A 12866-nucleotide genomic window follows, 5' to 3' on the forward strand; every position below is an offset into this window, starting at 1 on the left:
GGGTGACCCCGGAAAGTGGTGGTTTGAGACGCCGTCCGCTGGCGAGTTCCGGCAGATTTCCCCAGGTGGGAAGGGGTGTGTAAGCGGTGATCAAGACGGTGGGTGATGCCGCGAAGGTGTGCATGTGACCGGCGCCACTTCCGGCGCTGTCACAACGTGGTCGCGGACCTCGTCAAGAGGGCAGACACGACGAAGGGAAACGGTCATGGAACCGCGGTTCAACATGTTCGAGAACGAGGTCACGAGCAAGTTCTTCAAGCGCCTGATCGCGGCATCGAAGCCGATCGAGGAGTCATCGCTCCCGAAGGCGACGCAGGAGCTGGTGAAGATCCGGGCGAGCCAGATCAACGGCTGCGGAATGTGCCTCGACATGCACACGAAGGACGCGGCAGCGGCCGGCGAAACGGCGGTCCGCCTGGCAATGGTGGCGGCCTGGCGAGAAGCGGTGGTGTTCACGGAGGCCGAGCGCGCGGCCCTGGCCCTGACGGAGGAAGCAACCCGCCTGGCGGACGCCCACACAGGAGTGAGCGACGAGACGTGGGACCAGGTCCGCAAGCACTACGACGACGAGCAGATCGGCGCCCTGGTCTGCCTGGTGGCGGAGATCAACACGTGGAACAGGCTGAACGTGATCGCCAAGAACCCGGCAGGCGAATACCAGCCAGGCATGTTCGGCTAGAAGAACGGGCAGCCGGCAGCAAAACCCGAGCACCGGCATCCAGCCCCGCCCCTGCATCCCGATCCAAAGCCAGAACACGGCCGGCGACGCCGGGTCAAGGCATCTTTCCCGCCTTGACGCGGTGCCGCCGGCCGTAGTCACAATCGGGCATCGGGATGAAGGGAGTCACCCAGCTCAGGCGTACATGGCCAGCCAGATCGCGATGATCTGCTCCGGGGTACTTCTCGACCTCGGCGTTCCTGCCTCTTAGGTGCGCTGAGCTGCGGTTTTGTCTGTCATCAGTTCTCGCGGGTGCTTGCCTCTTCCTGACCTCTGACGGCCTGGAGACGGCCTGGCGGACCCCGCCACACCCTGCCCTGCATCCCGATACGAAGCCTCCACGCGGCCGGTGGTGCCGGGTCAAGACACGCTCATCGTCTTGACGCGGTGCTACCGGCCGTTGTCACGATCGGGCGTCGGGATGGAGGTCTCTCACGACGGTGCGTAACAGAGATCGAGTCACGAACGACCCGAATGTCACCACCGCTTGTAGCTCGTCGAGGAGGCCGGGGATGGCTCAGGGGACCCGTGTGCTGCTGCCGCGCGGCGCTACGCCAGGTGACCCGCCGGCGGCCGCACCGCCCGGCCGGCGGGCGAAGCGGAGCGGCAGCCCGCCGTGTCGGAAGCGGATGCGGCCGCCTAGGTGAGGGGCTACGTAGGCGACAGGCGCGCCGCCAGCGGCGGCGCGCCCTTGATCCGATAGAGCCAAATTCGGCAACGAGTGCAACATTATGTTGATTAACCCATACGACGGTCACTAGCATGAGTGACGCTGTCGACACGATGACGGGGGTGCGGATGTCGCCGGAAAATGCGAGAATCCAACCCGTCATCGAGCGAACCTTTACTGATTGCATGGAGCAGTTGCAAGAGGGGTATGTGTTAGCTGTGGCTGCAACGGCTGGCTGTACGGTCCAGCCGCAGCGACGCGATCTGTTCGGAGCTGATCTTCTAGTCATGCGGGACGGTGCGACCCCGGGTACTGAAGAAGTGTCGGTCTACTTGCAACTTAAGAACACTACTCAGATTCGTCCTGATCTCAGTAAAGAGACATTTTCTTATCAGCTGAAGAAGCGCGTCTATTTCGATAAATTGGCCATGCGCCGCGAGAAGATTAAGGTTCTTCTGGTGGTCATGGCTACCTCGCCTGTTCAGGCTGACTGGTCTAAGGGTTCTCATGATTCTTTGAGTGTTCAGTATTGCTGCTACTGGCGGAGCCTTGAGGGCGAGACTGCGCCGCATGGGGTAGCGTCGCCGACTGTCAAGATTCCGACAAAGAACGTTTTTGATGCGGATGCTTTGACGGAAATTCTGGACAAGATAGATAGAGGGGAGAGTTCGTTGTGACTAACGACCTCAATCCTCCTCGTGGAGTCGCAGGTATTGATCCTAGTCGACTCGTGGTACTTCTTGAGAACTCCGGGTGGCGAGTTGTCGGGGGGAGGCGTGATGTCTATAACAGGATTGCGCCGCCACCTGGAATTAATTCAGGAATTAGATCTGTTCTAATTCCGCTCGATCGCGGCGCTCCAGAGTTCATTGACTTGATGCAAGCAGCCTTAATTGAGATAAGCGAATCAGAGTTTAGAGACACCTGGGCTACGATCTCTTTGCGTCTCGGTTCAGAGCCCGCCGATACGTTTAGGTTCAGAAAAGAAAACTCAGCGCCGTCTGGCTTGATTTCGTGGAAGCAAGGCGAAGATTTGATAGCTGCGGCAAGGGCTACACTTGTTGCGGGAGCTAAATCGCGTTTGGAACGCGCTCGTAGGTATAGCAACCGTCTTGGGCAGTTTGCCGGCCGATACCTTGATTCGGTACTTATGGGCCAAACTGCTATCGGCAGCTACATTGTGACCGCCTATGCGCCGACGAACTCCGAAATACCTATATCGGGATCTCAGCCGAAAGAAGCCACGCTCCCTGGTATCGATTCGATCTCTTCTCGGGGGGTGACGTCGGCGGTCGCAAAAGCATTAGGGGCTACGTCTGAGGCTATCGACCATTATCGGTCTTCCGGTTCGCTCTCTGGTTTTGAGGCTGGAGTCAAGCAAGGTTTATCTTATGACTTGACGGTTGCCCTGCATGGGGTAACTAAGGATTCTGACGGCGGCGAGATAGTTGTGGAGTGGGATCCTGCGCAACCCGTTGGGTCCGATAATTCGCCAACCATATTCGAGTTCACTGGAAGTGATGCAGCTGTTCTTGAGTCAGCCTCGACTCGGTTGGGTGTTAGCGAAGAGGGGGCAATTCCAACTACAATTATTGGTAGAGTTCACCTGCTGACTAAAAAGCACGCCGGAGGGCCTGGCGTATTTGGCTTGGAGACCTTAACTTCTCCGTCAAGAAAGTATCGCGTCCGCCTTGAAGATGAAAGTCAATATCATCTTGCGACCAGGGCTCATGAAGAAGATCTCGCGCTGCGAGTGTTTGGAAACCTTGAGCGCGACGGTATGATTAGTTGGCTTTACAATGCCAATATTCAAGGTGTAATTGGTCCGATTGATATGCTTCTGGATAGTCCGATACCCGAAATGCAGGTCGGCTTGCCTGATGAGGATCCGGCAAATCAGGGAAGGTTTGACTTCTGACAAGGTTGTCCGTGGTAATTCCTTGTGTCTCCGATTGATGTAGTCTGAAGGCATGCGAGGTGCGGGTGACCAGCTCAGCATCGGGGAGCGGATCGCGTTTTACCGGCGGCGGCGTGGGCTGTCGCAGGCGGTGCTTGCTGACCTGGTGAGCCGTACCGAGGACTGGTTGAGCAAGATCGAGCGCGGTGAGCGGGATATCCGCAGGCTCGACGTCCTGGCCGACCTGGCGCGAGCGCTGAGGGTGACGCTGGGCGACCTGCTCGGCGAGCCTGTGCTGATGGAAGAGCAGGACAAGCACGACGACGTCCCGGCGATCCGGGACGCGCTGATGGCTCCCCGCCGGCTGTCGCGGACGTTGTTCTCCTCCGCCATGTCGCCCGAGTACATCGACCCGCAACCGGTCCGCCAGCTGGTGGAGGGTGCCTGGTCGAGCTACCAGAAGGGTGACCTTGGCCGCGTCGTCACCGCGCTGCCGGGCCTGATCAAGACCACGCAGGCGATGGAGGCGGCTTCGTCGGACGACGTCGGGTACAAGCGGGCCTGTGCGGCTATCTCGGCGCGGGTGCACCACCTGGCCGCGACCACGCTGAGCAAGATTGGCGAAGCTGACCTCGCGTGGATCGCTGCCGAACGTGCCATGCAGGCGGCCGACGACTCCGACGACCCGTTGGTCCTTGCCTCGGCGGCCCGGTCCGGCACACACGCGCTCCTGGCCGTGGGCCGGTTCGATGACGCGCTTGAGTTGGGCGACGTCGCGGCGAAGTGGCTGCTGCCGAGGATGGCAAAAGGCGATCCGGCTGCGCTGAGCCTGTACGGGATGCTCTACCTCCGCACGGCTGTCGCAGCGGCGCGACACCAGGACCGGACCACCGCGAACGACCTCCTCGGGCACGCGGAAACCGCTGCTGACCAGCTGGGCGTGGACGCGAACTACTGGCAGACCGGGTTCGGGCCGGCCAACGTAGAGCTCCACCGGCTGTCGGCTGCCTTGGACCTCGGCGACGTGAGCCAGGTGATCGAGACCGCGCCGCGCGTCAACGTCGATCACCTACCCGTGGAACGCCAGGTCACGCACCTTATCGACTTCGCCCGGGCGCTCAGCCTGCTCGCCAAGGACGACGATGCGCTTCAAGTCCTCCTACGGGCCGAGCAGAAATCGCCGACCATCGTCCGGCACAACACCATGGTCCGCGAGGTCGTGCGGTCCATGTACCGGCGTGCCCCGGCCACGGCTGGCAAGTCCTCGGCGCTGCTCGCGCTGGCCGAGCGCTGCGGCGCGGTGAGGTAGCCACATGTCGCGAGTTCTTGGGCTGGTCGCCTCTGGGGCCGGCGGGGTCGAAAACCTGCTTCCGCGCCTGATCAGCCCTGCCCAGGAAGCGGGCTGGACGGTCTCGGTCACCCTGACGCCCACCGCTGGCCGCTGGCTGGCTGAGACCGGGCAGCTCGACGAGATCAAGCAGGCCACCGGCTATCCGGTGCGGGTCGAGCCCCGCTCGCCGTCGGAGAAGAGTCCGCACCCGCCGCCGAGCTGCTTCCTGGTGGCGCCGGCCTCGGCGAACTTCGTCGCGAAGATGTCTCTCGGCATCGCCGATAACCAGGCGTTGACGCAGGTCAACGAGGCGATCGGGACGCTGAACCTGCCGGTGATCGTGTTCCCGCGCGTCAACGCGGCTCACGCACGTCAGCCGTTTTGGACCATGCACATCGAGAACCTCAAGCGGGTGGGCGTGGACCTGCTCTACGGTGAAGACGTCTGGCCGCTGCACGAACCGCGGTCCGCTCCCGGCCGGGATCTGCCGTGGTCAGCCATGCTGGATGCGATCGAGAAGGCCGTTCCGGCCGACCGCTAGAACCGACCCGGACAGTTTGTCCGGGTGATCTTCCTTACCCGGGTGTCTCCTGGTCTCAGCGCGCCCAATCGGACGCGCTCAAGCCGAGACATCGGGAGAGCACACATGGGCATTCACGTGGTGATTCAGCCCCTCGTCGGATACGGCGCTGCCGTCGTGTCACCTTCCCCGGGAGTCCGCCAACTGGTGGCCGGGGGCGATGAAACCGCGATCATGATCCAGGTACCGGCTCGGATCGGCGGCCTGATGGACACCGCGCGGTTCGCGCGGAGCCTCGCCGTGGCCGCGAACGAGTTCGGCGAGTGGTGCGAGACGCAGAACCGCACGCGCACCTACTCCTCTCCTGTCGGCGACCAGTGGTCGGAAGAGCGCGACTGAGCGCAAGAAACCCATACGAGTAAAGGGAATCAGCATGGCTATCGACAAGGGACACCGGTTCAGCATCGACTTCGACGACGCGTTCACGCAGGGACTCGTCATGGTGGGCGAAGTGTCGCCCGACAACGAATACCAGTCGCGGGAGGACCGGGCCGCCAATCGCCCGGTGCGGCAGCGGGTTGACGAGATCACGGGTAAGCGGCAGTGGAAGGTGATGGTCACCGACCCGGCCGAGACGCGGGCGAAGCGGGCGTCCTTCGAAATCACGCTCCTGGCCGACGTCCAGCCGGTGCCGACGACGTCGGAGGCGCTGCCGGGGATGCGGCCGATCGAGCTGGAGGGGCTGACGGCTGAGCCGAAGGTGGCGGGGCAAGGCGAGTTCAAGTACCAGTCCTACGTGTTCCGCGCGACCGGGTTCAAGCAGGCCGCGAGCAAGTCGTCTCGGTCCGGTGGGTCCGGTGAGACGCCGAAGGCCGCGTGACAGGGATGGGCTTCCGCGAGCGGGTCGAGGCGTGGGAGCAGGCGTATCGGGACTACATGGCCGCGTGGGAGCACGGGCGCTCAGTGCTGTCGCCGGTGAGTGCAACGAACACGGCCAACGCTGCCCGGCGGGTGTCTCGGGCGTGGCACGAGTTGGCACAGACGCGCGGGTTGCCGTGGTGGTGCGTGGCCGCACTGGAGTCGGCGGCCGAAGGGTTCGCCGAGCTGGCAAGGGATTGGGCAAGTGAAGCAGGACACGGCCGTGATGGACGGGCTGGGAGTGCGCTGGGCCGTAGGCCCGGGTATCGAGGTGACGGTGGAGGAGACCGGCCCGGAGCAGTCTTCTCCGCCGGTCCTGGTGCTGGCCGGGATGCCCTTCGTGCTGACGCTGGTCCCTCCGCAGGACCAGGAGACGTGGCCGGCCTGCGTGGCATTCCTTCGCCAGCTCCGCGACCACGCCGACGAACTGGCGGCGCTGCTCGAAGCCCGCGCGGGGAGGCATGACCGTGCGCAAGGGTGATCCGAAGACGCTGCGCGACGCCCACGAGGTCGTGATGGACCGCCGGCCGCCCAACGACGCGAACCCGTCGGTGTGGCTGGCGTTCCGCCTGGGCAACGCTCGGCTCTACAAGGCGGTCGCGGACGTCGACCGGGGGCATCACCACGAGGCGCTGTACTGGGCCGGATACGAGGAACGGAAAGCGGGTGAGATCTCGGCGAACCTTCAAACGGAGGGTAAGCCTGCTGATTAGTCGCATGTAGACGACTGGAAAGTCAACAGTAGTAGCGAAAAACGCACGCGATGACGTGCGGCGATGAAGCACGTCCTGATGTGGGTGCGTGTGATCCGTTAAGGCGCAGAAGCGGAAACCGGCTACCAACCTTGCCGCTCCTGCGCTGTCCACAACCAGCGGAAGTGAACAATGACAACGCTAAACGATGACAACCGGCGGGCGTCAACGGGGGTCACCCGAACGCGCTGCGCCTCCTGCAAACGCTTCGCCAAACTCCTGCCCGGCGAAACCCAATGCGCCCCCTGCTTGGGAATGCTGCCGCTGGACCTCGGCGTGAAGCGGGGTGGTCGGTGATGTCTCCCGGCTTCGCTGTAGTGGCCCTGGCCGGTCTGGGGCTCGGCGTGTGGGTGCTGCACAAGATCGGCCGCGCCGTGGCCTCCGTAGTCGAAGGCTTGGCTGCGGCGGCTGTGGTGTTCGTGGCGCTGTGGTGGCTGTGCAAGGCCGTGGTCTGGATGCTCGCGCAGGTCGTGACGCGGTGGCGTACCAGCCTCGCTGTCGTCGCGGTCTACGCCTGGTGCGAGCTGGCCGGCTGGCTGTCCCTGGCGATCACCCTCGGCGGCCTCGCGGCCGTGCTGCTGACGTGGTGGGCAATCGACGCCGTCTCGTTCGATCAGTGGTGTTGGCGGTTGTTGCGCTCCTGGTGGGCGCGGTGGGCGGTGTACGGCCGGAAGCTTCCGGAGTGGCTGCACGCCTGTGGCCTGTCGGTGCGGGATGAGGCGCTGCCGGTGGTGGTGAACGTGAACCTGGTCGGCCGTCGACGCGCGCTGTCCCGGTCGACGTCGAACCGGGCGAACGCGCGGCTGCCCAAGGTGCTCGGCGTTCGTTCCGGTGCCTCGTGGGATGAGGTGCGGGTGGAGCTGGTGCCGGGGCAGAAGCCCGAGGACTTCGACGACGCCGCCCGTGCCCTGGCCGTCGCGCGGAAGGTCACTCGTTGCCAGGTCCGCGAGCTGGCCCCCAACGTCGTGTCCATCGACTTCCAGCGGCGCGACTTGCTCGGCGGCGGTGTGGCCGGCCCTCAGGTCCCGGAAGGTGTCGACGCGACCGGTGTGGACCTGCGCAACGTCTGGGCCGGGCGGACCGAGTACGGGCGTGACTGGCGCGTTCCGCTGCTGGGCTCGGGTGCTCACTGTCTGACCGCTGGTGCCTCCGGGGCGGGCAAGAACTCGGTGATGTGGTGCCCGCTGGTAGCGGCCGCGTCGGCGATCCGGGCCGGGGTGGTGCGCATGTCCGGCATCGACCCGAAGGGCATGGAACTGGCCTACGGGCGCGGGATCTTCTCCCGCTATGCGGTGGGTGGCAAGGACGCGGTCGAGCTGCTGGACGGCCTGGTGGAGGAGATGGAATCCCGCAAGCGCGCGTTCGCCGGTCGGCTGCGCACGATCCCGGTGTCGACGGAGTATCCGTTGGAGCTGCTGGAGTTCGACGAGATCGGCGCGCTGACGAAGTACACGGATCGCAAGACTCGTGAGGCCATTGTGGAGCGTGTCGCGCTGCTGACGACGCAAGGGCGGGCGCTGGGAATCTCGGTCCGTGGCTACGTGCAGGAGCCCACCAAGGACACCGTCCCGGTGCGCGAGCTGTTCACTCGCCGGGTCTGTCTGCGGGTCACCTCGAAGACGCACGTCGGGATGGTCCTCGGTGACGGGGCGTATGAGCGCGGGGCGTGGGCGAACCGGATCGGCGATTCGGAGGCCGGTGTCGGTTACGTGTGGGGCGAGGGCATCCGTGAACCGTTGCGCGTCCGGGCCGGGTGGGTCTCCGACTCCACAGTGAAGGCGCTGGAGGCGTATGTGACCAACGGGGGTGTCGCGGATTTGCGGCACGGCGGTGAGGGGGTGGCCGCGTGAACCGGCTGCTGATTTTCCTCGATGCCATCCGTGATCACCTCGACTCGTATCAGCTGCCGCCTGCCGCGTCGGTCGACGTCAATGCCTGGTCGAGCCCGATCACGGTCCAACTGGATGTCGACGGCCTGCCGGAGGTGGCTCGGGCGTTGCTGGTGTGGACTCAGACGCTCGAGGATGTCTCGGCCCGGCTGTGGCGGCTGGTCGACGGGCGGTGGGTGCACCTGTCAATCACCGGCCGGACGCCGTGCGGCATTCCGGTCGTGGTGTTCGGGGTGGTTCGGTTCGAGCCGAGCGTGTTCCCGGACCTCCCGGCCGGGGCGAAGCAGGACATGCCGGTGTTCCTGCTGCGTGGCTGGTCGTCGCCGGGGGAGGTGGCGGCCTGATGAGTGAGACACGCGCGGAGCGGATGCGGGCACCGCTGGCAGCTGACGTGATTCGGGCGACGGCGGAGAAGCACGGCGTCTGCGTCCGCCCGTTCACGATGGAGGTCGGCGATACCGAGACCGGCGAACTCCGCTACGTCCCGGTGCCCTGCGGCTCCACCGTCGAGTCGGTGTGCCTGCCCTGCGCCCGGAAGGCCAAGGCGCTTCGGCAAGCCCAGTGCCGCGAGGGCTGGCACATGACCGAAGAACCCGACCTCACCCTGGAACCCCCTTCGGAGGACCACAAAGAGCTGCTGACCTACCGCGCCGATCTGGTGGCGGCCTATCGGGAGGTGGTCGAGCACGACCAGGCCGAAGCCGACGAGCTGCGGGAGGAGATCACCGGGGTCGACGCGGAACTTCGGCAACTCGGCATGCGCGGCCGCCTGCCCGCCCTCGACCTGCCGGCCAAGCGTGCCGTGAAGCGGTCGACCAAGCGGCGCCAGGACGCGCCGAACCTGCCCCGGCAGAAGGTCGCCAAGACCACCGTCGGCAGGGAGTACGCGGGTAAGTTCCGGCCGTCGATGTTCGTGACGCTGACCTGTGACTCCTACGGCCCGGTCCGCGACGGGGCACCGGTCGACCCGAGTCGATATGACTACCGGCGGGCCGCTCGGGACGCGGTGCACTTCTCCGCTTTGGTGGACCGGTGGTGGCAGAACCTCCGCCGCGTCGTCGGCTGGGACGCGCAGTACTTCGCGACAGTCGAGCCGCAGAAGCGCACGGCTCCGCACCTGCACGCCGCGATCCGCGGGGCGATCCCGCACGACGTCATCCGCCAGGTCACCGAGGCCACCTATCACCAGGTCTGGTGGCCCAACCACGACCAGGTCATCTACACGGAGCGGCTGCCGGTCTGGGACGGCGACGCCCGGATGTTCCTCGACCCGGACACCCGGGAACCGCTGACGTCGTGGGATGACGCGGTGGACCAGGTCGAGGACCCGGCGCACGTCGCCACGTTCGGGCGGCAGGTGCACTCGAAGGGCGTCCTCGGCGGGACCGAAGAGGCCGGCCGCCACATCGGCTACCTCACGAAGTACCTGACGAAGTCCACCGGTGAGGTGGTCGAGGCGGACACGGCGCGGCTGCGGGATCACCACGACCGGCTGCACGCCGAACTGTCCGTGACGCCGTGCTCGCCCCGGTGCGCGGTCTGGCTGCTCTACGGGGTCCAGCCCAAGGGCGCGGGCAGCAAGACCACACCGGGCCACTGCAAGGGACGGGCTCATCGCCGGACCACGCTCGGGCTGCCGGGACGGCGGGTGCTGGTGTCGCGGAAGTGGTCGGGCAAGACCCTCGATGACCACAAAGCCGACCGGAAGGCGTTCGTTCAGCAGGCGTTGGCGGCGATCGGGATCGAGAAGCCACAACCGGACCCGACCCGGCTGGTCTGGCGCAAGGTCGAGCCCGGCGACCCGCAGGTTCCGCCCCGGCCACACCTGGTCATGCGGGCGATCGCCGAGCGGATCACGTGGAAGGCCGAGTACGACCGGGCACTACTCGCTGCCGCTGGGCCACCGGGGAGTGATCCAGAAACTTCGGCAACTCAGCTCGCGGCGTGACAAAGGGGGAGCACATGAACAACGTCCACAGCATCGAACGCCTCTGGTCCGTCGAGGACGTCTCGGACTACCTCGGCGTCCCGGTGAAAACGCTCTACCAGTGGAAATGGCGTGGCGAGGGTCCGCCGGTGAAGAAGATCGGCCGGCACCTTCGCTACAACCCGGCCGCCGTGCGGGCCTGGGCCACCGAAGCCGCCTAAACAATTTCGAGAAAGGAGAATCCACATGGGACACATTCAGGACAGGTGGTACCGCCAGGCGCGGCACCCGGAAACCGGACGGCTGCTCTTCAACGACAAGGACAAGCCGGTGATAGAGAGGTCCGAGCTGTACGGCATCGGACTGCGGTACAAGGTGCGGTACCTCGACCCCGACAACAACGAACGTTCGAAGTCGTTCGCGGACAAGCAGAAGAAGCGCGCCGAGAACTTCCTCATCGAGGTCGAGTCGGACAAGCGGGAGGGCAAGTACGTCGACCCGCAGGCCGGCCGCGTGCTCTTCGCCGTCGTCGCGGATCGGTGGGTCGCCGCGCAGACCTTCGACCACACGACCCGGGAGCGGGTGATCAGCCGTCTCGCCAACCACCACAAGCCGTTCTTCAAGGCGAAGACCATCGGCGCGATCAAGCCCAGCGACGTCCAAGCCTGGCTTCGCTGGCTCCAGGATCGCGGGGTGAGCACGCGCTCGCGGGTCCTGTACTTCACCCACCTCGTGTCCATCCTCAGCTTTGCGAAGGAGGACAAGCTCATCGTGAGCAACCCGGCCCAGGCGTCGAGCGTGACTCGGCCCCGGGCGGATCTGCGGCAGGTACAGCCCTGGCGTCCGGAGCGGGCGCAAGCCGTCTTGAACGCGCTGCCCGTCCGGTTCAAGCCGGTCGTCCGGATTCCTGCCGGGATCGGGCTGCGGCAGGGTGAGGTGTTCGGGTTCTCTCTCGACGACGTTGACCGGGAGCGGAACGTCGCCCAGATCGAGCGGCAGGTCCGGATCGTCGACAACGTCCTGTGCTTCGCGCCGCCGAAGCGGGGCAAGACGCGAGAAGTGCCGATCGGCGGCGAGCTGCTGTCCGCCCTGGACGAGTACGCCGAGCGGTTCCCGGCGACTGAGATCACGCTCCCGTGGGTCCACCCCGAGGGCAAGCCGGTCACCGTGAAGCTGCTCATGGTCGACTACGACGGGTTGCCGTTCAGGCGTGGCAGCTTCCGACTGAGCGTCTGGCTACCTGCGCTCAAGAAGGCCGGCATCGAGAAGCCGACCCGGGCGGACGGGATGCACGCGCTCCGTCACCTCTACGCCTCGGTGCTGCTCGACGCGGGCGAGTCCATCAAGGCGCTGTCCAGCTACCTCGGCCACTCGGACCCGGGCTTCACGCTGCGGGTCTACACGCACCTGCTGCCGACCAGCCACGAGCGGACCCGCAACGCCGTCGACGCCCTGTTCAGAGACGGCCTGGCGGCGGCCTGAGGAAGATCCACAAGGGTAAACCCGCAGCTAGGCGTACATGGCCAGCCAGATCGCGATGTAGTGCGAAGCGGCAGCCAAAACAGTACAGGCATGAAAGTACTCGTGATACCCAAAGGTATCCGGGAAGTGATTAGGCCACTTCACAGCGTAAAAAACAGCACCAAGAGTATAAAACAACCCACCAACACAAAGCAAAACCAGCGCGGCAACCCCAGCGTGGGCCAAAAGCTCGGGGAAGACGAAAACGGCCACCCAACCCAAAGCGATGTAGATGGGAACCCCAAGCCACCGCGGAGCATGCGGCCAGAGCATCTTGAGGGCAACCCCGAGAACAGCCCCACCCCAGACAATGGAAAGGATCACGTACCCAGTCGGCTGGGACATGGCCAACAAAGTGAACGGCGTGTACGTCCCCGCGATGAAGAGAAAGATCATCGAGTGGTCAGCACGCTTCATCCACTTGTAAGCCCGCGGACTCCAAAACCGCCGGTGGTACAAGGCGCTGACCCCGAAAAGCCCCAGGATCGTCAACCCGTACACAGACGTGGCCAACGTCGCCAGGGGCGACACGGTGGTCGCGGCCAAACTGACCAGCACCGCCACGGCGGCCAAGGCGCCGAAGAACGTCCAAAAGTGGATGTGGCCTCGCAACCGCGGGCGGAGGTCCACTACGGGCTCGGGTGGTTCCGTCTGCACGCTCACCCGTCCAGGTTACGGGACCGTAGGTTCCCCGGCAGCGGTCGAGTCACGCGCCTCACACCGG

Annotated in this window: 15 protein-coding genes; 14 read left to right on the forward strand and 1 reads right to left on the reverse strand. The window is 65.1% G+C overall.

The annotated features are described in order from the left end of the window. Positions 1-205: 205 nt before the first annotated feature. The 14 genes from ACERZO_RS07765 to ACERZO_RS07830 all read left to right on the forward strand — a co-directional run bounded on the left by ACERZO_RS07765 (position 206) and on the right by ACERZO_RS07830 (position 12103). Positions 206-679, forward strand: coding sequence for a carboxymuconolactone decarboxylase family protein (locus tag ACERZO_RS07765; protein WP_372663744.1), 474 nt, complete (start codon positions 206-208; stop codon positions 677-679). A gap of 801 nt (positions 680-1480) precedes the next feature. Then, on the forward strand, positions 1481-2065 hold the full coding sequence (locus ACERZO_RS07770; RefSeq protein WP_372663746.1) for a DUF4365 domain-containing protein: 585 nt from the start codon (positions 1481-1483) through the stop codon (positions 2063-2065). Further along, the gene (locus tag ACERZO_RS07775; RefSeq protein WP_372663748.1) at positions 2062-3306 is read left to right on the forward strand and encodes a hypothetical protein; all 1245 of its coding nucleotides are present in this window, start codon (positions 2062-2064) and stop codon (positions 3304-3306) included. Before ACERZO_RS07770 ends, ACERZO_RS07775 begins: the two co-directional genes overlap by 4 nt. 52 nt (positions 3307-3358) lie before the next feature. After that, entirely contained in the window at positions 3359-4594 is a 1236-nt protein-coding gene (locus ACERZO_RS07780; protein WP_372663750.1) for a helix-turn-helix domain-containing protein, read from the forward strand. A 4-nt stretch (positions 4595-4598) separates the two neighbouring features. Continuing rightward, positions 4599-5156, forward strand: a complete 558-nt coding sequence (locus ACERZO_RS07785) for a flavoprotein (protein WP_372663752.1) — start codon at positions 4599-4601, stop codon at positions 5154-5156. Between the two features lie 105 nt (positions 5157-5261). Continuing rightward, on the forward strand, positions 5262-5534 hold the full coding sequence (locus ACERZO_RS07790; RefSeq protein WP_372663754.1) for a hypothetical protein: 273 nt from the start codon (positions 5262-5264) through the stop codon (positions 5532-5534). A 34-nt stretch (positions 5535-5568) separates the two neighbouring features. Next, positions 5569-6015, forward strand: a complete 447-nt coding sequence (locus ACERZO_RS07795) for a hypothetical protein (RefSeq protein ID WP_372663756.1) — start codon at positions 5569-5571, stop codon at positions 6013-6015. Between the two features lie 243 nt (positions 6016-6258). After that, positions 6259-6534 carry a hypothetical protein gene (locus tag ACERZO_RS07800; RefSeq protein ID WP_372663758.1) on the forward strand — a complete coding sequence of 92 codons (276 nt, stop codon included), beginning with the start codon at positions 6259-6261 and terminating at the stop codon, positions 6532-6534. Beyond that, complete coding sequence (locus tag ACERZO_RS07805) at positions 6515-6766, forward strand: AMED_5909 family protein (RefSeq protein ID WP_372663760.1); 252 nt, start codon at positions 6515-6517, stop codon at positions 6764-6766. The genes ACERZO_RS07800 and ACERZO_RS07805 overlap by 20 nt, the downstream gene beginning before the upstream one ends. Positions 6767-7101: 335 nt before the next feature. Further along, positions 7102-8655, forward strand: a complete 1554-nt coding sequence (locus tag ACERZO_RS07810) for an FtsK/SpoIIIE domain-containing protein (protein ID WP_372663762.1) — start codon at positions 7102-7104, stop codon at positions 8653-8655. After that, a complete protein-coding gene (locus ACERZO_RS07815) occupies positions 8652-9038 on the forward strand; it encodes a hypothetical protein (protein WP_372663764.1) in 387 nt (128 codons plus the stop codon). Before ACERZO_RS07810 ends, ACERZO_RS07815 begins: the two co-directional genes overlap by 4 nt. Then, on the forward strand, positions 9038-10642 hold the full coding sequence (locus tag ACERZO_RS07820) for a replication initiator (protein ID WP_372663766.1): 1605 nt from the start codon (positions 9038-9040) through the stop codon (positions 10640-10642). The genes ACERZO_RS07815 and ACERZO_RS07820 overlap by 1 nt, the downstream gene beginning before the upstream one ends. 14 nt (positions 10643-10656) lie before the next feature. Then, positions 10657-10842, forward strand: a complete 186-nt coding sequence (locus ACERZO_RS07825) for a helix-turn-helix domain-containing protein (RefSeq protein WP_247018703.1) — start codon at positions 10657-10659, stop codon at positions 10840-10842. A 25-nt stretch (positions 10843-10867) separates the two neighbouring features. After that, positions 10868-12103 (forward strand): tyrosine-type recombinase/integrase, encoded by a 1236-nt coding sequence (locus ACERZO_RS07830; RefSeq protein ID WP_372663769.1) that lies wholly within the window; start codon positions 10868-10870, stop codon positions 12101-12103. Positions 12104-12130: 27 nt separating this feature from the next. Here ACERZO_RS07830 and trhA read toward each other — a convergent pair whose 3' ends face one another. After that, positions 12131-12772 carry a PAQR family membrane homeostasis protein TrhA gene (trhA, locus tag ACERZO_RS07835; protein WP_372664587.1) on the reverse strand — a complete coding sequence of 214 codons (642 nt, stop codon included), beginning with the start codon at positions 12770-12772 and terminating at the stop codon, positions 12131-12133. Positions 12773-12866: the final 94 nt, after the last annotated feature.

Origin of the sequence: Amycolatopsis kentuckyensis (assembly GCF_041679295.1) — a bacterium.
GTDB classification, from domain to species: domain Bacteria; phylum Actinomycetota; class Actinomycetes; order Mycobacteriales; family Pseudonocardiaceae; genus Amycolatopsis; species Amycolatopsis kentuckyensis_A.